General features: G+C 65.9%; 21 protein-coding genes and 1 tRNA gene. 16 read left to right on the top strand and 6 right to left on the bottom strand.

The annotated features are described in order from the left end of the window. Positions 1 to 145: 145 nt before the first annotated feature. Positions 146 to 2035, top strand: coding sequence for a ribonucleoside-diphosphate reductase subunit alpha (locus V7E00_RS13960; RefSeq protein ID WP_333573239.1), 1890 nt, complete (start codon positions 146 to 148; stop codon positions 2033 to 2035). A 126-nt stretch (positions 2036 to 2161) separates the two neighbouring features. Here V7E00_RS13960 and V7E00_RS13965 read toward each other — a convergent pair whose 3' ends face one another. Next, positions 2162 to 2425 (bottom strand): DUF2171 domain-containing protein, encoded by a 264-nt coding sequence (locus tag V7E00_RS13965; protein WP_333573240.1) that lies wholly within the window; start codon positions 2423 to 2425, stop codon positions 2162 to 2164. A gap of 98 nt (positions 2426 to 2523) precedes the next feature. Here V7E00_RS13965 and V7E00_RS13970 point away from each other — a divergent pair, with 98 nt between their 5' ends. The 5 genes from V7E00_RS13970 (at position 2524) to V7E00_RS13990 (ending at position 4849) form a co-directional block, all read left to right on the top strand. After that, positions 2524 to 2859 carry a hypothetical protein gene (locus tag V7E00_RS13970; protein WP_333573241.1) on the top strand — a complete coding sequence of 112 codons (336 nt, stop codon included), beginning with the start codon at positions 2524 to 2526 and terminating at the stop codon, positions 2857 to 2859. After that, positions 2856 to 3077: a hypothetical protein gene (locus tag V7E00_RS13975; protein WP_333573242.1), complete on the top strand. Its 222-nt coding sequence runs from the start codon at positions 2856 to 2858 to the stop codon at positions 3075 to 3077. The genes V7E00_RS13970 and V7E00_RS13975 overlap by 4 nt, the downstream gene beginning before the upstream one ends. Beyond that, positions 3074 to 3391, top strand: a complete 318-nt coding sequence (locus V7E00_RS13980; protein ID WP_333573243.1) for a hypothetical protein — start codon at positions 3074 to 3076, stop codon at positions 3389 to 3391. The genes V7E00_RS13975 and V7E00_RS13980 overlap by 4 nt, the downstream gene beginning before the upstream one ends. 15 nt (positions 3392 to 3406) lie before the next feature. Beyond that, a complete protein-coding gene (locus V7E00_RS13985; RefSeq protein ID WP_333573244.1) occupies positions 3407 to 4459 on the top strand; it encodes a ribonucleotide-diphosphate reductase subunit beta in 1053 nt (350 codons plus the stop codon). A gap of 138 nt (positions 4460 to 4597) precedes the next feature. After that, positions 4598 to 4849, top strand: coding sequence for a hypothetical protein (locus V7E00_RS13990; RefSeq protein ID WP_333573245.1), 252 nt, complete (start codon positions 4598 to 4600; stop codon positions 4847 to 4849). A 39-nt stretch (positions 4850 to 4888) separates the two neighbouring features. On the opposite strand, the gene V7E00_RS13995 is transcribed toward V7E00_RS13990, so the two are convergent. From V7E00_RS13995 to V7E00_RS14005, 3 genes are read right to left on the bottom strand one after another with little or no spacing between them, the layout of a single operon-like run. Then, positions 4889 to 5515: a 2-dehydro-3-deoxy-6-phosphogalactonate aldolase gene (locus V7E00_RS13995; RefSeq protein ID WP_333573246.1), complete on the bottom strand. Its 627-nt coding sequence runs from the start codon at positions 5513 to 5515 to the stop codon at positions 4889 to 4891. Next, the gene (locus V7E00_RS14000) at positions 5512 to 6390 is read right to left on the bottom strand and encodes a 2-dehydro-3-deoxygalactonokinase (protein WP_333573247.1); all 879 of its coding nucleotides are present in this window, start codon (positions 6388 to 6390) and stop codon (positions 5512 to 5514) included. The genes V7E00_RS13995 and V7E00_RS14000 overlap by 4 nt, the downstream gene beginning before the upstream one ends. Next, positions 6381 to 8000 (bottom strand): sodium/sugar symporter, encoded by a 1620-nt coding sequence (locus V7E00_RS14005; RefSeq protein ID WP_333573248.1) that lies wholly within the window; start codon positions 7998 to 8000, stop codon positions 6381 to 6383. The genes V7E00_RS14000 and V7E00_RS14005 overlap by 10 nt, the downstream gene beginning before the upstream one ends. Positions 8001 to 8193: 193 nt before the next feature. On the opposite strand from V7E00_RS14005, the gene V7E00_RS14010 reads away from it, so the two are divergent. After that, a complete protein-coding gene (locus tag V7E00_RS14010; protein ID WP_333573249.1) occupies positions 8194 to 8934 on the top strand; it encodes a FadR/GntR family transcriptional regulator in 741 nt (246 codons plus the stop codon). Here the strand turns inward: V7E00_RS14010 and V7E00_RS14015 are convergent. Further along, positions 8931 to 9992 (bottom strand): SDR family oxidoreductase, encoded by a 1062-nt coding sequence (locus V7E00_RS14015; protein ID WP_333573250.1) that lies wholly within the window; start codon positions 9990 to 9992, stop codon positions 8931 to 8933. The genes V7E00_RS14010 and V7E00_RS14015 overlap by 4 nt on opposite strands. Positions 9993 to 10087: 95 nt before the next feature. On the opposite strand from V7E00_RS14015, the gene V7E00_RS14020 reads away from it, so the two are divergent. From V7E00_RS14020 to V7E00_RS14050, 7 genes are all read left to right on the top strand, one after another. After that, a complete protein-coding gene (locus V7E00_RS14020; RefSeq protein WP_333573251.1) occupies positions 10088 to 10468 on the top strand; it encodes a winged helix-turn-helix transcriptional regulator in 381 nt (126 codons plus the stop codon). A 345-nt stretch (positions 10469 to 10813) separates the two neighbouring features. Continuing rightward, a complete protein-coding gene (locus V7E00_RS14025) occupies positions 10814 to 11740 on the top strand; it encodes a Gfo/Idh/MocA family protein (RefSeq protein ID WP_333573252.1) in 927 nt (308 codons plus the stop codon). 205 nt (positions 11741 to 11945) lie between these two features. Beyond that, a complete protein-coding gene (locus V7E00_RS14030; protein WP_333573253.1) occupies positions 11946 to 13181 on the top strand; it encodes an efflux RND transporter periplasmic adaptor subunit in 1236 nt (411 codons plus the stop codon). A gap of 6 nt (positions 13182 to 13187) precedes the next feature. After that, positions 13188 to 16388, top strand: coding sequence for an efflux RND transporter permease subunit (locus V7E00_RS14035; protein ID WP_333573254.1), 3201 nt, complete (start codon positions 13188 to 13190; stop codon positions 16386 to 16388). Beyond that, on the top strand, positions 16385 to 17914 hold the full coding sequence (locus V7E00_RS14040; protein WP_333573255.1) for an efflux transporter outer membrane subunit: 1530 nt from the start codon (positions 16385 to 16387) through the stop codon (positions 17912 to 17914). The genes V7E00_RS14035 and V7E00_RS14040 overlap by 4 nt, the downstream gene beginning before the upstream one ends. 37 nt (positions 17915 to 17951) lie before the next feature. Then, positions 17952 to 18025, top strand: a tRNA-Gly gene (locus V7E00_RS14045). A gap of 195 nt (positions 18026 to 18220) precedes the next feature. Next, positions 18221 to 19441 carry a tyrosine-type recombinase/integrase gene (locus tag V7E00_RS14050; protein WP_333573256.1) on the top strand — a complete coding sequence of 407 codons (1221 nt, stop codon included), beginning with the start codon at positions 18221 to 18223 and terminating at the stop codon, positions 19439 to 19441. 368 nt (positions 19442 to 19809) lie between these two features. Here V7E00_RS14050 and V7E00_RS14055 read toward each other — a convergent pair whose 3' ends face one another. Then, positions 19810 to 20019: a helix-turn-helix transcriptional regulator gene (locus V7E00_RS14055; RefSeq protein WP_333573257.1), complete on the bottom strand. Its 210-nt coding sequence runs from the start codon at positions 20017 to 20019 to the stop codon at positions 19810 to 19812. Between the two features lie 577 nt (positions 20020 to 20596). On the opposite strand from V7E00_RS14055, the gene V7E00_RS14060 reads away from it, so the two are divergent. Beyond that, positions 20597 to 21484 carry an ArdC family protein gene (locus V7E00_RS14060; RefSeq protein ID WP_333573258.1) on the top strand — a complete coding sequence of 296 codons (888 nt, stop codon included), beginning with the start codon at positions 20597 to 20599 and terminating at the stop codon, positions 21482 to 21484. After that, complete coding sequence (locus tag V7E00_RS14065) at positions 21481 to 21705, top strand: RNA polymerase subunit sigma (RefSeq protein WP_333573259.1); 225 nt, start codon at positions 21481 to 21483, stop codon at positions 21703 to 21705. Before V7E00_RS14060 ends, V7E00_RS14065 begins: the two co-directional genes overlap by 4 nt. Positions 21706 to 21729: the final 24 nt, after the last annotated feature.

The raw sequence follows: 21729 nt of genomic DNA on the forward strand, positions 1-21729 counted from the left end.
CATTCCCAAATGCGGCATGGGTAGACTCGTGCCGGGCGCCGGGCCGATGGACACTTTTTGTTCTCGCGCAAACCCGGCTGGTGCTACGATTGCTACCGTGCCCCGAGTCGGTTGTTGCGTAAGGCAGAAGACAGGGGTCCGAGTGATGGAATTCAGAGATAGTGAGACCAGCGTGAACGAGACCGCCACCATCGAAGCCGCCCCCGCCAGCAAGGCGCTCGACAGCAAGGCGATCGTGCCGCAGCCCTATCCGGTCGAGGTCGATCATGCGCGCGACGCGCTGCTGACCGATTTCGGCAAGGAGACGCTGAAGGACCGCTATCTGCTCCCCGGCGAAAGCTATCAGGACCTGTTCGTCCGCGTCGCCTCGGCCTATGCCGATGATCAGGCGCATGCCCAGCGCCTGTACGACTATATCTCCAAGCTGTGGTTCATGCCGGCCACCCCGGTGCTGTCGAACGGCGGCACGGGCCGCGGCCTGCCGATCAGCTGCTACCTGAACTCGGTGCCGGACAGCCTGGACGGCATCGTCCAGACCTGGAACGAGAATGTCTGGCTCGCCTCGCGCGGCGGCGGCATCGGTACCTATTGGGGCAGCGTGCGCGGCATCGGCGAGCCGGTGGGCCTCAACGGCAAGACCAGCGGCATCATCCCCTTCGTCCGCGTGATGGATTCGCTGACGCTGGCGATCTCGCAGGGTTCGCTGCGCCGCGGCTCGGCCGCCTGCTATCTCGACATCTCGCACCCCGAGATCGAGGAGTTCCTCGAGATCCGCAAGCCATCGGGCGACTTCAACCGCAAGGCGCTCAACCTGCACCACGGCGTGCTGATCCCCGACGCGTTCATGGAAGCGGTGCGCGAGGGTGCCGAATGGCAGCTGAAGAGCCCGAAGGACGGCTCGGTCCGCGCCACGGTGGATGCGCGCGCGCTGTTCCAGAAGCTGGTCGAGACCCGCCTCGCCACCGGCGAACCGTACATCGTGTTCTCGGATCACGTGAACTCGACCATGCCGAAGCACCACCGCGATCTGGGCCTCAAGGTCTCGACCTCGAACTTGTGCTCGGAGATCACGCTGCCCACCGGCCGCGACCATCTCGGCAACGATCGCACCGCGGTGTGCTGCCTGTCCTCGCTCAACCTCGAGACCTGGGACGAGTGGAACAAGGACAAGCGCTTCATCGAGGACGTGATGCGTTTCCTCGACAATGTGCTGACCGACTATATCGAGCGCGCGCCGGACGAGATGGCCCGTGCCCGCTATTCGGCAGCGCGCGAGCGCTCGGTCGGCCTCGGCGTGATGGGCTTCCACAGCTTCCTCCAGGCGCGCGGCATTCCGTTCGAAGGCGCGATGGCGAAGAGCTGGAACATGCGCATCTTCAAGCATGTCAGCGCGCAGGTGAACGAAGCGTCGATGGCGCTGGCGGTCGAGCGCGGGCCCTGCCCGGACGCCGCCGACATGGGCGTGATGGAACGGTTCAGCTGCAAGATGGCGATCGCGCCAACCGCGTCGATCTCGATCATCTGCGGCGGCACCAGCGCCTGCATCGAGCCGATCCCGGCCAACATCTACACCCACAAGACGCTCAGCGGCTCCTTCTCGGTGCGCAATCCGTATCTGGAGAAGCTGCTCAAGGAGAAGTCGAAGAATTCCGACGCGGTGTGGAATTCGATCCTCGAACAGGGCGGCTCGGTCCAGCACCTCGACTTCCTGACCCAGGAAGAGAAGGACACGTACAAGACCAGCTTCGAGATCGACCAGCGCTGGATCCTGGAACTGGCGGGCGATCGCGCGCCGTTCATCGACCAGGCGCAGTCGCTCAACCTGTTCATCCCGGCGGACGTGGAAAAGTGGGACCTGCTGATGCTCCACTTCCGCGCCTGGGAACTGGGCATCAAGTCGCTCTACTATCTGCGCTCCAAGTCGGTGCAGCGCGCCGGCTTCGCGGGCGGGGTCGAGGCCGACAACACGATCGAGAAGCCCAAATTCGATCTGGGCGAGTCGACCGATTACGACGAATGCCTGGCCTGCCAGTGAACCTCGGCGATGCAGCGGCGGCCCACCCTCTTGCCCTCCTCTCCCGTCGCGGGAGAGGCAGGGGCTCGTGCTAAGGCACGAGAGGAAGCGGTGAGGAAGGCAGATGCCTCCTCACCGCCCGTTGCCTTACGCCTCTTCTTCGAACAGCTCGGCCGCGACATCGGCGTTGGCCGACAGGCGGACCTTGTCACCCTCGACCTCGGCGACCAGGCCGCCGGGGATGTAGTGGTGGTGCCCTTCATGGCTGCCGGTGGCGCCTTCGACCTGGGCACCCGAATCCTTCTTGGTCAGCTTGATGCGGTCGCCATCGACATGGTCGACGGTGCCGACATGGACGCCGTCGGCGCCGATGACTTCCATATGTTCCTGGATTGCGCTCAGATCTGCCATGGGTCTTCTCCTGCTAGGGGTTCGCGCACCGAACGCACGCGGTCGCGAAACGATGCACGCTGCCCCAAGGGACGTCTGCCATACCTAGGGATAGCCGCATGAAGATCCGCGCCCCCCTTGCCGTCGCCGCTCTGGTGCTGCTCACCGCCTGCGCGCACCAGGTAGCGAGCGCCGTGCAGCCGCAGGCGCCGGGCTTCCTGCTCGGGCTGTGGCACGGCTTCATCTTCCCCGTCGCCTGGGGGCTGTCGCTGCTGTTCCCGGAGGTCGCGGTCTATGCGGTGCCGAACAATGGCGGCTGGTATGATTTCGGCTTTTTCATCGGCGTGGTGTTCCTCGGCGTCGGCGCGCAGGGTGGCCGCAAGGTCGTCTATCGCGAGCGCATCGTCGTGCGCGATGGCATGAAGACCGTTCGCGGACGCGTGATCGACCAATGACCCGTACCCTCGCTCTCCAGGCCGGCCTTGGCATCGCCTCGGGCACGGCGGGACTGATCGTCCTCCTCCGCCCCTCGGCGGCGCGCGGGCTGCTGCGCATGGAGGCCAGCGAACCGGCGACCTATGCGCTGCGGATCGGCGGCATGATGCTGGTCGCGCTCGGCCTGTTCCTCACCGGCTTCGCGCTGGCCTTTGCGAGCGCGGGAGGGGTGGCGTGAGGGATACCGTCCAACTCGAGCGCAGCGGCTATCAAGCCACCGGTAAGCACTGGTTTGCCCTGAAGCTGATTATAGGCCTGGGCATTCTGGGGCTGCTGAGCATGCTGCCCGTCAAAGACAATGTGATGCACTGGGGATATGCCGTCGTCGCATCCCACGGAATTTTCGAAGCCCTTCGACTTCTTCTCACGCCCAACCGCAGCCATGAGGCGGCTGAGGATGGCCAGTCACCTCGTACCATTCGCGTTCAAGGAGCATTGCTGCTGGTCGCCTGGGCAGCGCTTCTACTCTTCGCCATTCAAAAATTGTTCTGATCCGGAGTACCCCAGATGTCGCTTCTCGAAGCCCGCAAGACCTACAAGCCCTTCGAATATCCCTGGGCCTATGAATATTGGAAGCGCCAGCAGCAGGTCCACTGGCTGCCGGAAGAAGTGCCGCTGGGCGAGGATTGCCGCGACTGGGCGCAGAAGCTGACCGATCACGAGCGCAACCTGCTCACCCAGATCTTCCGCTTCTTCACCCAGGCCGATGTGGAAGTGCAGGATTGCTACCACGAGAAATACGGCCGCGTGTTCAAGCCGACCGAGATCAAGATGATGCTGACCGCCTTCTCCAACATGGAGACGGTGCACATCGCGGCGTACAGCCACCTGCTCGACACGATCGGCATGCCCGAGACCGAATACAGCGCCTTCCTCCAGTACAAGGAGATGAAGGACAAGCATGATTACCTCAGCACCTTCGGCGTCGATACCGACGAGGATATCGCCAAGACGCTGGCGATGTTCGGCGGCTTCACCGAGGGACTGCAGCTGTTCGCCAGCTTCGCGATGCTGATGAACTTCCCGCGCTTCAACAAGATGAAGGGCATGGGCCAGATCGTCACCTGGTCGATCCGCGACGAGAGCCTGCACTGCGAAGGCATCATCAAGCTGTTCCACACCTTCTGCAAGGAACGGAACTGCATGACGCCGAGCGTGCGCGACGACATTCTGGACATGTGCCAGAAGACCGTGCGCATCGAGGACGCGTTCATCGACCTGGTCTTCGAAATGGGCCCGGTGAACGGCATGACGCCGAAGGACATCAAGAAATATGTCCGCTTCATCGCCGACTGGCGCCTGGGCCAGCTGGGCCTCAAGCCGATCTACATGATCGACGAGCACCCCCTGCCCTGGCTCGCCCCGCTGCTCAACGGCGTCGAGCACGCCAATTTCTTCGAGACGCGCGCGACCGAATATTCGAAGGCGGCGACGCGCGGCCAGTGGAACGAGGTGTGGGACAGCTTCGACAAGCGCCGCCAGGCGAAGACCAGCATCATCGCCAACGAGGACGCGATCGAAGGCGACATGTTCGCCAAGGCGGGAATCGCGGCGGAGTAAGACATCTCTTTATCTGGGGCCAAGGTAAAACTTGGCCCCGGTCATCTTCAGCTAAACGAAAGGAGATTTTTAAAGGCTTGATTTGATATGCAGGGCTGCAAGAAGACACGAAAGCCATGTCTCTTTGGGCAATTCAGGATGGCGGAAGAGAATCCAGAACCCCACATAGCAGGACTTCTCTACGATCAGATTGCCGCCTTCACCATCATTGAAGGACAAATCATGAACGCAGACATCTACCTCGACAATCGAGGCTCGTGGCAGTGGGAGGTCGTAGACGGAGATGGAGTCTATCTCCGGTCAGACCGCCATTTTGACTCTCAAGCAGAAGCCTTGCGCAACTTGAGGGAAGAAACGCATCTGCTTAACCCGACAGTTCGCCTGAACTGACAACAGCGGGCGGGAGGGCAACCTCCCGCCCGTCTGTCATTAAGCTCCCAGCGCGGCGATGAACGCCCGCGCATTGGCGCCGACCTGCTCGGCGGTCATCCCCACCTTGTAGAGCGCCGAGCCCAGGCCGAAGCCCGGCGCGCCCGCGGCGATCCACGGCGCCATTGTGTCCGGCGACACGCCGCCCACCGGCAGGATCCGCGCCTCGGTCAGCACCGCGCGCATCGCCTTGAGCACCGTCGGGCTCGCCGCCTCGGCCGGGAACAGCTTGAGCGCGGTCGCGCCCGCGTCGAGCGCCGCGAAGGCTTCGCTCGGCGTCATGATGCCGGGCAGCGAAACCAGGCCCGCCGCCGCGCTCGCACGGATCACGTCGAGATTCGCGTTGGGCGAGATGATCATCGTGCCGCCCGCGTCCGCCACCGCCTGGACCTGCTCCACCTTGAGCACCGTGCCCGCACCGATCACTGCACGCCCGGCGAAGCGCTTGGCAAGCCGCGACACGCTCTCCAGCGGCTCGGGCGAGTTCATCGGCACTTCGATCAGGGTGAAGCCGGCCGCGACCAGTTCGTCGCCGATCGCCTCGACCTCGTCGGGCTTCACGCCCCGGAGGATCGCGATCAGCGGGCAACGCGCGAAGGCGGCGTCGAATTCGGCGATGTGGCTCATGCAATCTGCTCCGCAATGGCAAGGATTCCCGCGACGAACGCGTCATGGCTGCTGGCGATCACCGCCTCGCGGCCCTGCGTACGAATCGCGGCGGCATAGAGGCCGCCCAGCATCGGGTCGGCCAGGATATGGACGGTGTCATGGCCCGCATGTTCCAGCCGCGCCGCGACGTCGCTGCCGATCAGCAGCCCGCTGGCAAAGGCCGCGGCCTCGGCATCGTCGCGCACGCCCAGCATCTTGGCGGCGCGGATGCCGAACAGCGAGGCGGCGAGGTCGCGCTTGCGGCCCTCTTCCACGCCCGCGAGGAAGGCGGGGCCGACCTGGACGTCGCCGCCCAGCTGCGCCGCCAGCAAGCCATGTTTCCGGAGAAGCGCGAACAGCTCGCCGGTCATCGCGGTGGTGAAGTCGGCAATGCGGCCGTCCACCATCTCCACCCATTTGCAATGCGTGCCCGGCTGGACCAGCAGCGCGTCGGCAGGCGCCAGCCCGGCATGCACCGCACCGAGCAGCTGGACTTCCTCGCCGCGCATCACGTCGGGTCGGCCGGTGACCATGGTCGAGACGCCCGGCACGATGGCGCTGCGCTCCTCCACCCAAAGCAACCCGCCTGCCAGCTCGGCGATGCCCGCCGGTGCGGCGACATAAGGCGCCGGCGCCCAGCCGATATTGGCGCCGACCATGCCCGCCATCAGCAGCGGCCGTTCGCCGTGCCGCGCGCGGATGCCGGCGGCTTCCGCGGCAAAGTCGGTGACCGAGGTGACGCCCTTGTCGTCGCGCTCGGTGTGGGTGACGGCGCCGTTCTCGACCACGAAGACACGCCGGTTGGTCGTGCCCCAGTCGACCGCGAGAAAGGAGCCGGAGAAACTTACCACCATGTCGCGTACAACCCGATCAGGATCAGAATGATCACCACCGCGGCCACGTTGAAGCCGGTGGTGGTGTTGAAGCGAACGCCTTCCATGCGGATGCGGTTGCTGCCGCGTGCCGCCGGACGGGCGAGCGAGACGATCACCGCCAGCGCGAGCGAGGCGAGGAAGACGATGCCCATGCGGTTGATGAACGGCACCGCGTTCAGCGCCTCGATCCCACCCCATTTGGCCGGGAACCAGAAGACGAAGCTGAGCACCACCGAGGCGACCGCGCCCACCAACGCCCCCGCCTCGGTCGCGCGCGGCCAGAACAGGCCGAGCAGGAAGATGACGGTGATGCCCGGCGTCACGAAGCCGGAGAATTCCTGGATATACTGGAATGCCTGATCGAGGCTGCCGAGCAGCGGCCGCGCGGTGAACATCGCGATGATGATCGAGACCACCGCCGCGATCCGGCCGACGCGTACCAGATGCGTTTCATACGCGGCCTTGTCCGCGCCGTCCTCGGCACGGCTCTGCACGCCCTTCAGCTTGGCGTAGATGTCGAGGGTGAAGATCGTCGCGATGGAATTGATCTTGGACGCGGTCGACGCGATGATCGCCGCGATCAGCGCCGCGAAGACGAGGCCGAGCAGCCCGGTGGGCAGCAGCGCCATCATCGTTGGGTATGCCTGGTCGGGCTTGGCGAGGTTCGGCGCCAGCACCACCGCGGCGATGCCCGGCAGCACGATGACGACCGGCATCAGCAGCTTGAGGAAGCCCGCGAACACCACGCCGCGCTGCGCCTCCGCCAGGCTCTTCGCCGCCAGCGCGCGCTGGATGATATACTGGTTGAAGCCCCAATAGCTCAGATTGGCGATCCACATGCCGCCGACCAGCACGGCGATGCCGGGCAGATCCTTGTAGTGCGGATTGTCGGGCGAGAGGATCATGTCGAAGTGGTCCGGCACCCGCCGCGTCAGTTCCTGGAAACCGCCGATCACGCCGCTGTCGCCGCCGATCTTGGTCAGCGTCAGGTAGGCGACGACGAGGCCGCCCAGCACCAGCAGCGTCACCTGGACGATGTCCGTCAGCGCCACCGCCTTGAGGCCGCCGCGCAGCTGGTACAGCAAGGCGAAAGCGCCGAGCCCGATCAGCGCCACGTCCTGATTGACGCCCGCCACCTGCGTGACCGCGATCGAGCCGAGCCAGATGATCGAGGTGAGGTTCACGAACACGTAGAGGATCAGCCAGAACACGGCCATCACGGTGCGGATGGTCGGTCCGAAGCGCTGCTCCAGGAACTGCGGCATCGTGTAGATTTCGTTGCGCAGGAAGATCGGCAGGAAGAACTTGCCGACGATCAGCAGGGTCAGCGCCGCCATCCATTCATAGGAGGCGATCGCCAGGCCGATGGCATAGCCCGAGCCGGACATGCCGACGATCTGTTCGGCGGAGATGTTCGCCGCGATCAGCGAGGCGCCGATCGCCCACCAGGGCAGGTTCTTCGAGGCGAGGAAATAGTCGCTCGAATCCTTGGTGGCGCCCGCCTTGTCGCGGCTCACCCATTGCGCGAGGCCGAAGATGCCGATCGCATAGGCGATCACCACGACCAGATCGATGTTGGATAGACTCATGCCCACTCCTGCCGGCCGCGGCGCGAGCGGCATGGCCCGCGCATCTTGCCCCGTTCCCGCCCGGATGCGACGGTCCGTTGTTCATTTATCTTATCTATCAGGGTTGTCCAGCAACGCCGCTGGAGTACCATGTCTGCAACAGGTTGGTCGTGCACAGCATCGTACGGCCGAGAACAGGAAAGCAATCGCGAGGATGTCCACCGCCCTTCCCCATGCTGCCGAGGAAGTCCGCTCGGGGCTCGGCCGCAACCTCACTTATGGGATGCTCGATGCGCTGGGCCGGGCGATCGTCACCGGCCGCTATGAGACGGAGGCATTCCCCACCGAGGCGGAGCTGGCCAAGCAGCACGGCGTCAGCCGGTCGGTAACGCGCGAAGCGGTGAAGATGCTCACCGCCAAGGGGCTGCTGAGCGCGCGTCCGCGCCAGGGCACGCTGGTGCAGCCGGCCTCCTCCTGGAACCTGTTCGATACCGATGTGCTGCGCTGGCTGCTCGAGCGGCAATTCTCGGTCGATCTGCTGCGCCAGTTCAGCCAGCTGCGCATCGCGATCGAGCCCGAGGCGGCGGCGCTGGCGGCGCAATTCGGTACGGCCGAGGACCTGCAGCGCATCTCTGCCGGGCTCGCCCGCATGGAAGCGGCCGAGCGCGGGCTGGACGACACGCTGGATGCCGACATCGCCTTCCATGTCGCGGTGCTGCGCGCGTCGGGCAATCCCTTCTACGCGCAGTTCCGCGACATGGTGGCAACCGCGCTGCGCACCTCGATCCGCTTCACCAACCGGATCAAGGGCCGCAGCGCAAGCGTGGCGGATCATGCCGCCGTGCGCGATGCGATCGCCGCCAGGGACTCCGCCACGGCCCGAACCGCGATGCGGACCCTGATCGGCGACGTGGTGGAGCTGATCGACACCGCCGAGGGCGCCGAAGCGGCCTAGGGAATCAGCCGGTCGGCGCGCAGCCGCTCGAACAGCGCGAAAAAGGCGTCGTCGGTAGGCTGGTAGGCGGTGAAGCCCATCCGGCGGCTCTTCGACATATCGGTTACCACTTCGATCGGCCGCCCGAGATCGGCATCGGTATGCCAGGGCGAGGCGAGCCGGGCGAGGTTCGGCTCTGCCAGCCCCTCGCGCTCGGCAATCGCGCGCCAGAGATCGGCGTCCCCGGCCATCTGCTGCTCGAGCGGCTGAACGGTGCCGTCGAACGGCGCGGGCCCGAGCCCGAACCATTGGGCGATCCGCGCCCACATCCATTGCCAGCGGAAGACGTCGCCGTTGACGACGTTGAACGCCTCGTTCGCCGCTGCCGGCGTTTCTGCCGCCCAGAGCAGGTGCCGGGCAAGCTGCCCCGCATCGGTCATGTCGGTCAGCCCGCTCCACTGCGCGGCAGATCCCGGGAAGCGGAACGAGCGCCCGGTCTCGCGGCACAGCGTCGCATAGACGGCAAGCGTCGTACCCATGTTCATCGCATTGCCCACGGCCTTGCCGATCACGGTATGCGGGCGATGCACGCTCCAGGTGAAGCCATCGCGTTCCGCCGCGGCGAACACCTCGTCTTCCTGGGCATAGTAGAAATTGTCGACGTCGAGCCGGCCCTGCTCCTCGCGGAACGGCGTCTGCGGGAGACTGCCTTTGCCATAGGCCTCGAAGGGCCCCAGATAATGCTTCAGCCCGGTGACGAGCGCGACGTGGCGCGGCCCCTTGGGCTTGGGCAGCCCGTCGAGCAGATTGCGCACCATCGCCGAATTCACGCGGATGTTCTCTGCCTCGCTGTCCTGCCGCAGCCAGGTGGTGATGAACACCGCGTCGGGATCAACACCGCCCAGCGCCTCCGCGGTCGCCGCGGCATCGGTAAGGTCCGCAGCGATCGGCGCCACGCCCGCCTGCTTGACCGGGCGCCGCGCCAGGCCGTGTACCGTCCAGCCCTGCGCCACCAGCAGGTCTGCCGTCGCGCTGCCGACGATCCCGCTTGCGCCTACCACCAAAGCCGTCTTGGCCATTTCTGCCTCCATAAAGCGTTGGCAAGCGAGCTAGGCAGCCGCACCCGCGGCTTCTAGACGGCACCAAATCGGAACCTAGGCACCAGGAGGTACCCATGCAGCCAGGCACGGCGGATTCGGAATGGCGCGAGGATTGCGCGCCGCGGCGCGTGCTGGCGCTGTTCGCCACCAAATGGACGAGCATGGTACTGCACACGCTTCATGCCCGCCATGGCGGGGCAGCGCGGAGCGGCGTGCTGCTGCGCAGCCTGCCCGGCATCTCCAAGAAGATGCTGACCCAGACGCTGCGCGAGATGGAGGAAACCGGCCTGATCGACCGGATCGTCCAGAACGCGGTGCCGCCGGCGGTGGAATACCGGCTGACTCCGCTGGGCGACCGCTTTGTCGAGCCGGTCGAGCTGCTCTACGCCTGGGGGCGCGACAATGCCGATGCGCTCGACCAGCTCGGCAGCCGGCCCACCGCCCGTCGCACCTGACGGCCCGGACAGTCGAATGGATTGCCCGACAAATCCCTGCCTTTCGGAGGAACCGGGATACGCTGTCACCGCCCCGGCAGGGAGCTTCTCGCACACCGGAGCATCTGGCACCCGCTGCTTGTGGCGCGCTTCAGCTGCCGTTGAAACTTCCTGCGAGACGCTACATAGAGCAGTTCATGTCGGAGTTATTGGTTCGTCAATCCAGAGGCGAAAGCGCGGCGCACCGATGCGAGTTGCGGCTTCTTCGCACATGATTCCTCCGCTACGGGTGGCTGCGAGGCACCGTAGCGCAGCTTGATAACCGCTGCGACTGCAACAATATATCTCATAAAAGGATGGGCTGAAATGTCGGAGCGGATTCGTCTTGGGTTGATAGGCATCGGCAAGATCGCGCGGGATCAGCATCTGCCGGCGCTGGCGGGCGATGACCGCTTCGAGCTGGTCGCCACCGCAAGTCGCAATGCCTCGGTCGATGGCGTTGCTGCACACAAGGACATTGAGTCGCTGATCGCCGGTGGGCATGGCCTTAACGCGGTATCGCTCTGCACGCCGCCGGAAGGCCGCTACGACCAGGCCCGGCTGGCGATCGAGGCCGGCCTGAACGTGATGCTGGAGAAGCCGCCGGCCGCCACGCTGACCGAAATCTTCGACCTCGCCGAACGCGCCCGCGCCAAGGGTGTGACGCTGTTCACCACCTGGCACTCACGCGAGGCAGCCGGCGTCGAGCCGGCCAAGGCATGGCTGGAAGGCAAGCAGATCACGGCCGCGCGGATCACCTGGCGCGAGGACATCCGCCGCTGGCATCCGGGGCAGGAATGGATCCTTGCTGCGGGGGGCTTCGGCGTGTTCGATCCGGGCATCAATGCGCTGTCGATCGCTACCAAGATCCTGCCGGACGCACTGCTGCTCGATCAGGCATGGATGGAAGTGCCTGAAGGCCGCGCCTCGCCGCTCCGCGCAAAGCTGCACATGCGCAGCGGCAGCGCCGCGGTGACCGCGGACTTCGATTTCCTCCAGACCGGCCCGCAGACCTGGGACATCGAGATCGACACCGACGCCGGCACGCTGCGCCTCGGCATGGGCGGCAGCATCCTGCAGCTGCCCGGCGAGGACGAGCAGAAGGCTCCGGATCGCGAATATGCCCGCCTCTATGCCCGTTTCGCCGATCTGGTGGCCGCAGGCGAAAGCGACGTGGACGTGCGGCCGCTGCAGCTGGTGGCGGATGCCTTCCTGGTCGGGGAGCGCGCGATCGGCGAGACCTTCGCCTTCTGAAGACACGCTGCACCTGCACCCGCCGGTACGCCGGCGCGGTGCAGGTAACGCGCAATTGCAGCAAATCCGCGCAAGTCGCTACGCCGTTCGACATATTTTGCGACAACCTTTTTGTGGCACCACGGAAACGTGGCATCTAATGCCGAGTTTGGCAGTGACCGGTGGTTCGGCATTCCTCGGGCCACCCCTAAGCGGGTTCTGAAATTTGAACGCTCCGACCAGCCATGGCCGTTCGGGCCTGATCCTTGTTGCATCGGCCTTGCTCCTCGCCTCCTGCGGTTCCGGCGACGGTGCCGGCAAGCAGCAGGGCGGCCGCCGGGGACCGTCGGGCCCACCGCAGGTCGGCTATGTCGTCGTCCAGCCGAGCAGCGTTCCGATGACGACCGAACTCGCCGGCCGCGTCACCGCGTTCCAGATGTCGCAGGTACGGCCGCAGGTCGCCGGCATCATCCAGCGCCGCTTCTTCAAGGAAGGCGAAGTCGTCCGCCAGGGCGAAACCCTCTATCAGATCGACCCCAGCCTTTATCAGGCGAGCGTCGCCCAGGCGCAGGCCAACCTGCAGAACGCCCAGGCCAATCTGGAAGCGGCGCGGATCAGGGCCGATCGCTACAAGCCGCTCGCCCAGATGCAGGCGGTAAGCCAGCAGGATTACACCGATGCCGTCGCCCAGGCGCGGCAGGCGGCAGCGCAAGTCGCCCAGCAGCGCGCGGCGCTGCAGACCGCGCAGATCAACCTGCGCTTCACCCGCGTGCCAGCCCCGATCACCGGCCGCATCGGTCGTTCGCTGTTCACCGAGGGCGCGCTCGTCACCGCCAACCAGGCCGATCCGCTGGCGGTGATCGAGCGGCTGGACCCCATCTTCGTCGACATCCAGCAATCGAGCGCCGACCTGCTCAGCCTGCGCAAGGCGCTCGCGCGTGACGGCATCGCGCCGGTCAGCGCCAGTGTGCGGCTGAAGCTGGAAGACGGCAGCGACTATGGCGCGGCCGGCACGGTCGAGTTTACCGAGGTGATCGTCAGCGAAAGCACCGGCACCGTCACGCTGCGCGCGCGCTTCCCCAATCCCCAGAATATACTTCTGCCGGGCATGTTCGTCCGCGCGATGTTCGCGCAGGCTATCGACACCCAAGCCTATCTGGTGCCGCAGGCCGGCGTGTCGCGCGATCCCAAGGGCAACGCGACGGTGTTCGTGGTCGGGCCGGGCAACAAGGCGGTGGCGCGCACCGTTGTGGCCGATCGTACGATCGGGCAGAATTGGGTGATCACGCAAGGGCTTGCGCCGGGCGACAAGGTGATCGTGCAGGGCACGGCGAACCTCAAGCCCGACATCGACATCAAGCCCGTGCCCGCCAGCGCCCCGCAGAAGATCGAGCCGCCCAAGAAGGGCCAGGGGCAAGGCGGCGCCCAGACCAGGGGCGGCAGCCAGGCCAAGGCGGGCTGAGCCCTCATGTCGCGCATCTTCATCGACCGGCCGATCTTCGCCTGGGTGCTCGCCATCATCGTGATGCTGATGGGCCTGGCGGCGATCCTCTCGCTGCCCATCGCGCAATATCCGGACGTCGCGCCGCCGCAGGTCAACATCCGCGCCACCTATCCGGGCGCCTCGGCCGAAACGGTGCAGAACAGCGTCACCCAGGTGATCGAGCAGCAGCTGAGCGGCATCGACGGGCTGCTCTATTTCAGCAGCTCGTCCACCTCGCGCGGCCAGGTGTCGATCTCGGCAACGTTCGAGAAGGGTACCAACCCGGACATTGCCCAGGTCCAGGTGCAGAACAAGGTGCAGCAGGCGCTGTCTCGCCTGCCCACCCAGGTGCAGCAGCAGGGCCTGACCGTCACCAAGTCGAACCCGGACTTCCTGATGATCGTCGGCGTCTATGACGCGACCGACAAGAAGACCAATCTCGACGTCTCGGACTGGCTTGCCTCCAACCTGCAGGATCCGCTGTCGCGCATCGAAGGCGTGGGCGACACCAATGTGTTCGGCGCGCCCTATGCGATGCGCATCTGGCTCAACCCGTCGCGGCTCGCCAGCTATGGCCTGATCCCGAACGACATCATCGCCGCGATCCAGGCGCAGAACACCGAAATCGCCGCCGGCGAGCTCGGCGGCCAGCCGATGCCGAACGAGCAGATGCTCAACGCGACCGTGACCTCGCAGTCGCGGTTGCAGACGCCCGAGCAGTTCGCGAACATCATCGTGAAGACCGATGCGACCGGCGCCGCGGTGAAGCTGCGCGACGTGGCGCGGGTCGAGCTGGGTTCGGACAATTACAATTCCTCGAGCCGGATCAACGGCCATCCCGGCGCCGGCCTCGCCATTTCGCTGTCGCCGGGCGCCGACGCGCTCAAGACCGCCGACCTCGTCAAGCAGCAGGTGGAGGCCGCCTCCAAGGGGTTCCCGGCCGGCTTCAAATACGCCTATGCCAACGACACCACCGGCTTCATCAAGCTCTCGATCGAGGAAGTGGTGAAGACGCTGATCGAGGCGATCATTCTCGTCGTCATCGTGATGTTCGTGTTCCTGCAGAGCTGGCGCGCGACGCTCATCCCGGCGATCGCGGTGCCGGTGGTGCTGCTCGGCACGTTCGGCGTATTCTACGCGCTCGGCTTCTCGATCAACACGCTGACGCTGTTCGGCCTCGTCCTCGCCATCGGCCTGCTCGTCGACGACGCGATCGTCGTCGTCGAGAATGTCGAGCGGTTGATGGAGGAGAATCCGGAAATGACGCCGCGCGAGGCGACGATCCAATCGATGGACGAAATCCAGGTGGCGCTGATCGCGATCGCACTGGTCCTCTCGGCGGTGTTCCTGCCGATGGCGTTCTTCGGCGGATCGACCGGCGTGATCTACCGGCAGTTCTCGGTAACGATCGTCTCGGCGATGGTGCTGTCGGTGCTGGTCGCGCTGGTGCTGAGCCCCGCGCTCACCGCCACGCTGCTGAAGCAGAAGAACCAGGAAAAGGATATCGAGGACAGCTGGTTCGCGCGGCGTTTCCCCTGGGTCGGGCGCGGGCTGCATTCGGCCAAGACGAAGTTCAACAACGGCTTCGATCGCGGCGTCGAGCGCTATACCCGCGCGGTGCAGGCGGTGGTCGATCGCAAGTGGATCTTCCTGCTCGTCTATGTCGGCGTCTGCGCGCTGCTGGTGCTGATGTTCGTCCGCCTGCCCACCGGCTTCCTGCCGACCGAGGACCAGGGCGCGGCCTCCGTCCAGTTCCGCCTGCCCGCCGGCGCCACCATGTCGCGCACCAAGGAAATCCAGCTCGCGGTGGAGAAGTATTTCCTCACGCAGGAAGCCAAGAACGTTTCCGTGATGTTCTCGGTCGCCGGCGGCGGCGGCGGTGGCGGGCCCGCCGGGCAGAATACCGGGCAGGGCTTCCTCAACCTGACCGACTGGTCCGATCGCAAGGGCAAGGACAACAGCGCCGACGGCATCGTCAACCGCGCGGCCGGCGCCTTCCGCAACTTCCGCGACGCCCAAGTCTTTGCGCTGGTGCCCCCGGCGATCCGTGGCCTCGGCCAGTCGACGGGCTTCACCATGGAACTGCTCAATTCCAGCGGCATGCCGCGCGACCAGTTCGTCGCCGCGCGTGACAAGCTGCTCGCCGCCGCCAACGCCGATCCGGAGCTGGCGCAGGTCCGCCTCGCCGACCTGCCCGACGTCGCCACGCTGAAGGTCGATCTCGACCAGCAGAAACTCGCCACGCTGGGCCTCAGCCAGACCGACGTGAACTCGACGCTGTCGACCGCCTGGGGCGGCCGCTACGTCAACGACTTCATCGATCGTGGCCGCGTGAAGCGCGTGTATGTGCAGGGCGACGCACCCTATCGCTCGGAACCCGGCGATCTCGCCCAGTGGTTCGTGCGCAGCAGCAACGGCCAGATGGCGCCCTTCACCTCCTTCTCCTCGACCAGCTGGGCGACGGCGCCTACCTCGATGGCGCGATTCAACGGCGTGCAGTCGTTCGAAATCAGCGGTCAGGCGGCACCGGGCAAGAGCTCGGGCGAGGCGATGCGGCGGATCGCCGAACTCGCCGCGCAGATCCCCGGCACCAGCGTCGCCTGGGCGGGCCTCTCCTATCAGGAGCGGCTCTCCTCGGGCCAGGCGCCGCTCCTCTACGGCGTGTCGCTGCTCGTCGTGTTCCTGTGCCTCGCGGCGCTCTATGAAAGCTGGTCGATCCCGATCGCGGTGCTGCTCGTCATCCCGCTCGGCCTTGTCGGCGCGATCTTCGCGGTGACGCTGCGGGGCCTGCAGAACGACGTCTATCTCCAGATCGGCCTGCTCACCACCATGGGGCTGGCCGCCAAGAACGCGATCCTGATGATCGAGTTCGCGGAGCAGGCCGAGAAGCAGGGCAAGCGCGTGATCGAGGCGGCGCTGGATGCAGCCCGCATCCGTCTCCGCCCGATCCTGATGACCAGCCTCGCCTTCATCTTCGGCGTGCTGCCGCTGGCGATCTCCACCGGGGCGGGCGCCAACAGCCGCATCGCGATCGGCACCTCGGTGATCGGCGGCATGCTGACGGCGACGATCCTCGCGATCTTCTACATCCCGCTGTTCTTCGTGCTCGTCCGCCGCGGCGTGCGCGACGGCCTGGCAGCCCTGCGCAATCGCCATCGCCGCAACACCCCGGAGGCCCAGGCATGAAGCGCGCGCTGACCCTCCTCACCACCGCCGCGCTTGCCGGCTGCTCGATGGCGCCGAAGGACGTGCGCCCCGCAGCCCCGGTGCCGCCCAGCTGGCCCGTGGGCGATTCCTATCTGCGCACGAGCGAGGCGACGCTGCCCGCGCTCAGCTGGCGCGAGGTCTTCCGCGACGCGCGGTTGCAGACGCTGATCGAACAGGCGCTCGCCAACAATCGCGACCTCCGCGTGGCGGCCGCCAACATCGCCGCGGCGCGCGCGCAGTACCAGATCCAGCGCGGCGCGCAGCTGCCCCAGGTCGATGCGAGCCTGGGCATCACCGAACGGCGCGGCAGCACAACGTCGCTGGGCAACGGCACCGGCAACACGGGCACCGGCACCGGCACCGGCACCGGCACCGGTACCGGCACCAACGCAGGAGCCGGCGGCAACGGGCTGCGCACCAACTATTCGACGCAGCTCGGCATCACCGGGTTCGAGCTCGACCTGTTCGGTCGGCTCGCCTCGCTCACCCGCGCCCAGCAGAACAGCTATTTCGCCACCGAGGCGGGCGCCCGCGCGACGCGGCTCACCCTGGTCGGCGACATCGCCACCGCCTGGCTCAACTACGCCTCCGACGCGAGCCTGCTCGCGGTCGCGCAGCAAACCGCGAAGAGCGCCGAGGACAGCGTGCGCCTCACCCGCGCCCGGCTGGAAGGCGGCGTCGCCCCCCGCACCGATCTGCGCCAGGCCGAACAGACGCTCGCGGCCGCGCAGAACGACGTCGCCCGCCAGACCACCGCGCTGGCGCAGGACGTCAACGCGCTGCGGCTGCTCGCCGGATCCGAGATCGACCCGGCGCTGCTGCCCGCCTCGATCGAACAGGCGGCCGCTACCATTGCCGCTGTGCCCGCCGGGCTCGATTCGAGCATCCTGCTGCGCCGGCCGGACGTGGTGCAGGCCGAATATCAGCTGCGCGCCGCCAATGCCCAGATCGGCGCCGCCCGCGCCGCGCTGTTCCCGCGCATCAGCCTGACCACCGTACTGGGCTTCGCCAGCACCGCGCTGTCCAGTCTGTTCAACGGCGATGCGTTCAACTGGCAGGCCGGCGGCTCCGGCACCTACTCCATTTTCCGCGGCGGCGCCGGACGCGCCAATGTGCAGCTGAGCGAGGCACAGCAACAGGCGCAGATCGCCAATTACGAGCGCGCGATCCAGACCGCGTTCCGTGATGTCGCCGACGCGCTGGCGGTGCGTGGCACGATCGACGCGCAACTGCGCGCCACCCAGCTCCAAGCCGACGTCGCGGCCGATACCTTCCGGTTGAGCGAGGCGCGCTACCGGGGGGGCATCGACACCTTCCTGCAGAGCCTCGTCTCGCAGCGCTCTCTCTATGCAGCACAGCAGCAGCTGGTGACGGTGCAGCTGACCGCCGCGACCAACCGAGTGAACCTCTACCGCGCGCTCGGCGGCGATTCGCAGCTGGAGGTGACGCGCGAGGGGCCGCAGCCCGCCGAGGCCCCAGGAACCGCCGCCCATCCGGACGGTTGACCGCACGCCCCTGCTTGTGGCAGGCGGATCGCAGCGGGCGGGTATAGCACAATGGTAGTGCAGCAGCCTTCCAAGCTGAATACGCGGGTTCGATTCCCGCTACCCGCTCCATTTTCCGATCTCACGAAATCCCACAGAGCTTTGTAAACCGCGGAAATCTGCGGTATTTTCGGGTCGTCCGGCTCGTGATCGCTCGTCCCGTCCCATGAAAGCCCAAGCGCATGTGGGGCCTGTTTTCGAAGATTTCGGGCCTAAATTTGGACGAGGCCCCACGGCTGTGGCCCCTCGCGACGAAAGGCCCGAACCATGGCTCTGAGCGATATCGCAATTCGTAAGGCCAAGACCCTCGACAAGGCGTACAAGCTCTATGACGGGCTGGGCCTTTTTCTGGTCGTATCGCCATCCGGCTCCCGCCTCTGGCGCATGAAATACAAACGCCACGGCATCGAAAAGAAGCTCAGTTTCGGCTCCTACCCGGAGGTAAGCCTGCGCGACGCGCGTGATCTTCGCGATGAGGCGCGCGATCTCCTTGCCGTGGGAAAGGACCCCGCCTTGGAGCGGCAGCGGGAGAAAGCCCGGAACGAAGCGCTAGCGGAAAACACCTTCACTCGAATCGCAAATGAATATTGCTCGAAGCGGCGGCGCGATGGCGACCGGGCCTGGGCGCCCTCCACCGCTGCACGGTGCGAATATCTTCTCAGCCTGCTCGATACCTCCATCGGCAAAATGCCGATCCACAAGATCGAACCCATCGACGCGCTAACCGCGATCCGGAAGATCGAACAGCGCGGCAAGCTGGAAAGCGCGCGGCGTACCCTGCAGCTGGCCGGCGCCGTATTCCGCTATGCCGTCGCCACCGCCCGATTGAAGTCAGACGCAACGAGAGACCTCCGCGGCGCGCTGCTGACGCCAACCGTCACGCACTATGGCGCAGTCACCGAAGCGAAGGATGTCGGCAAGCTGCTGCAGGCAATCGACGCCTATGAAGGTCAAGGCATGACCAAGTGGGCGCTACAACTGGCGCCGCACGTGTTTGTCCGCCCTGGAGAATTGCGCCACGCACGATGGGAGGAGATCGATCTGGAAATCGCCGTGTGGACTATCCCGGCGGAGAAGATGAAGATGCGCAAGCCGCACCATGTTCCGCTGTCGACCCAATCGATCGACATTCTGCTGGAGATCCGGTCGATCACCGGATCCAACGGCTATGTCTTCCCGTCGATGCGTTCGCGCACGCGGCCGATGTCGGACAATACCCTTAACGCCGCACTCCGCCGCTTGGGCTATGCCAGCAATGAAATGACCGCGCATGGCTTCCGGGCCATGGCGAGCACCCTCCTCAACGAGTCGGGCAAATGGTCCTACGACGCAATCGAACGCGCGCTGGCGCATGGCGACACCGACAGGGTGCGCGCCGCCTATCATCGGGGCACGCATTGGAAGGAGCGGGTAGCGATGGCACAGTGGTGGTCGAACCTGCTGGACAGCCTGCGCAGTGGCGCCACCATCCTGCCCTTCCGGGAGTGAGGGGCGGCTGATCGCCTTCGGTCCATCCGCGCCCGATCGCCCGTCGGTGAGGTCTGGGTATGCGGCGCCCCAGATTTAGTGGGCAAGGTCTTCCCAAAGGGTTGAGGAGGAGAACGCCGGTTGCGACCAAGTCGGCGGTGTTGCGGCTAACGACGGTGAGGCCGTGCACGAGGGCGGTGGCGGCGATCACCGCGTCGCGTTCTGATGGCGGATCAGGGACGCGGAGCGCTGCGCAGCGATAGGCCACCGCCGCGTCGAAATCGAGAGTGTGATCCGCAAATCCAGGCATCACGGTCTTGTCCATCCAGCCACGGAGCGATGCTGCTGGAGGGTAGCGTCACGGGACGATCGTAGCCATGTGGCACGCTTCAGCGGAAATCGTCTACGTGGTAGAAGATGGGATTGTGCATCCACTCGTTGACGGCGGACTCCCGCCAGCCGGCGCAGCGGGTGGCGATACGCACCTGCTTGGGGAAGGTCCCCTTCTGGATCTTCCGGTAGAGCGTCGCGCGTGACAGGCTGGTGCGGCGGAGCACCTCCTTGAGGCGAAGGAAGCGGTCGGGTTGCTGTTGGATCATGGCTCAGTCTCCTGTGTCTTGCGGGGTCCTTTTGTGCTTGTTGGAGACAGAGTTGGGGTGACGATCGCCGTCGTCAATGGCATGAAAATTGGCTGTTTTACGGGATTTTGTCCCTAGACGTTCCTATTCGTCCGCTACCGTTCCAAATGTGCGGGAAAATTATTTGTAGGCGGATGATGTGGCGTCTCAGGCTGTTCCAGCCTGACCGCGCTCTACTTCCGCGTGCCGCTCCAGCCGAGCCGCCTTGCGGCGTCTCGGCGGCTTCGCCGTGACGATCGCATGACGTGGGGCCGGCCCGCGATGCGGCCCGGTCGGCATGGGTGCCATGCCTCTGGTGGTCGCCGCGCCGGTGGCGCGGCGGCGTGGTGCCTTCGGCGTCATGGTGGCGGGGGGCGTCACGGCCCTGTAGCCCCGCCTCGGCGCGGCGCAACCCGGCAGCCTCGCTGCCGGGTCATCCACGTTCGTTCCTGCCCTTCAGGTGCGCCCCGCCTGCGTCCGGCGGGGCTGTCGGTCCGCTCCTGCCGCCCCCCGCCACCCCGGCGCCGGTCGATGGCGGTTTTAGGAAGGAGCAGAGGAGATGCAGAGCAACGAGCGTCAGAGCCTCTATGGCGAGGTGACCACCCGGATCATCGCCGAGCTGGAGCAAGGCCGGTTGCCCTGGGTGCAGCCCTGGGATGCGGCGCGGTGCCCCTGTACCATGCCGAGGAACGCCGTATCGGCCCGAGCCTATTCGGGGATCAACGTACTGATCCTGTGGGCCGCGGCGATCGGTGGCGGTTATGCTGGCCAGCGCTGGCTGACCTACCGGCAGGCGGAAGCGGCGGGCGGGCATGTTCGGCGCGGCGAGAAGGGCACGGTTGTGTGCTATGCGGATCGCTTCACCCCGAAGGACGAGGCCGAGAAGGCGCAGGGCGAAGACCGGGAGGCGCGGACCATTGCCTTTCTGAAGCGCTTCACCGTGTTCAACGTCGATCAGTGCGACGACCTGCCCGAGGCGATGACCAGCATTCCGGTTTTGCCCGATCCAGTGCTGGCGATTGCCGAGGCGGATCGGGTGATCGCCGCCAGCGGCGCGGATTTCCGGATCGGCGGGAGCGAGGCCTATTATTCGCCGTCGCAGGATGTCGTGCAGGTGCCGCCACAGGCTGCCTTTCATGATCCGGTGAACTGGTACCGGACGGCGCTGCACGAGCTTGGCCATTTCACCGGCCATCGCAGCCGGTTGGACCGCGACCAGTCCGGTGCCTTCGGATCGGCGTCGTACGCAAAGGAAGAACTCGTCGCGGAAATGTCGGCGGCATTCACCTGCGCGTCGCTCGGCATTATGCCCAGCGTCCGACACAGCGACTATATCGGGTCGTGGCTCGCGGTGTTGCGCGGTGACGAGAAGGCGATTTTCCGTGCCGCCAGCGCCGCCAGCAAGGCGGCGGATTTCCTCCTTTCCACCGGGGAGGCGCGGTCATGACCGAGCGGCTTCCACCCCATGTCTTTCGGCGCCGGGGCTTCCGTGCCCTTCGTCGGATGACCGAACGGCAGCGCGCGATCTTCTGGGCGATGCGGTTCGAGGATGTCGACTATCCGACGCTTGGGCATCGCCACGGCATCAGCGCAGAGGAGGTGGAGGCGGAATTTGCCGCCGCCCTCACCCTCTTCATGCGGATCATCGACACGCCGGAACCGTGGTGACGGCGCCTCTGGCCCTGGTGATCG

Origin of the sequence: Sphingomonas sp., assembly GCF_036731925.1 — a bacterium.
GTDB lineage: Bacteria > Pseudomonadota > Alphaproteobacteria > Sphingomonadales > Sphingomonadaceae > Sphingomonas.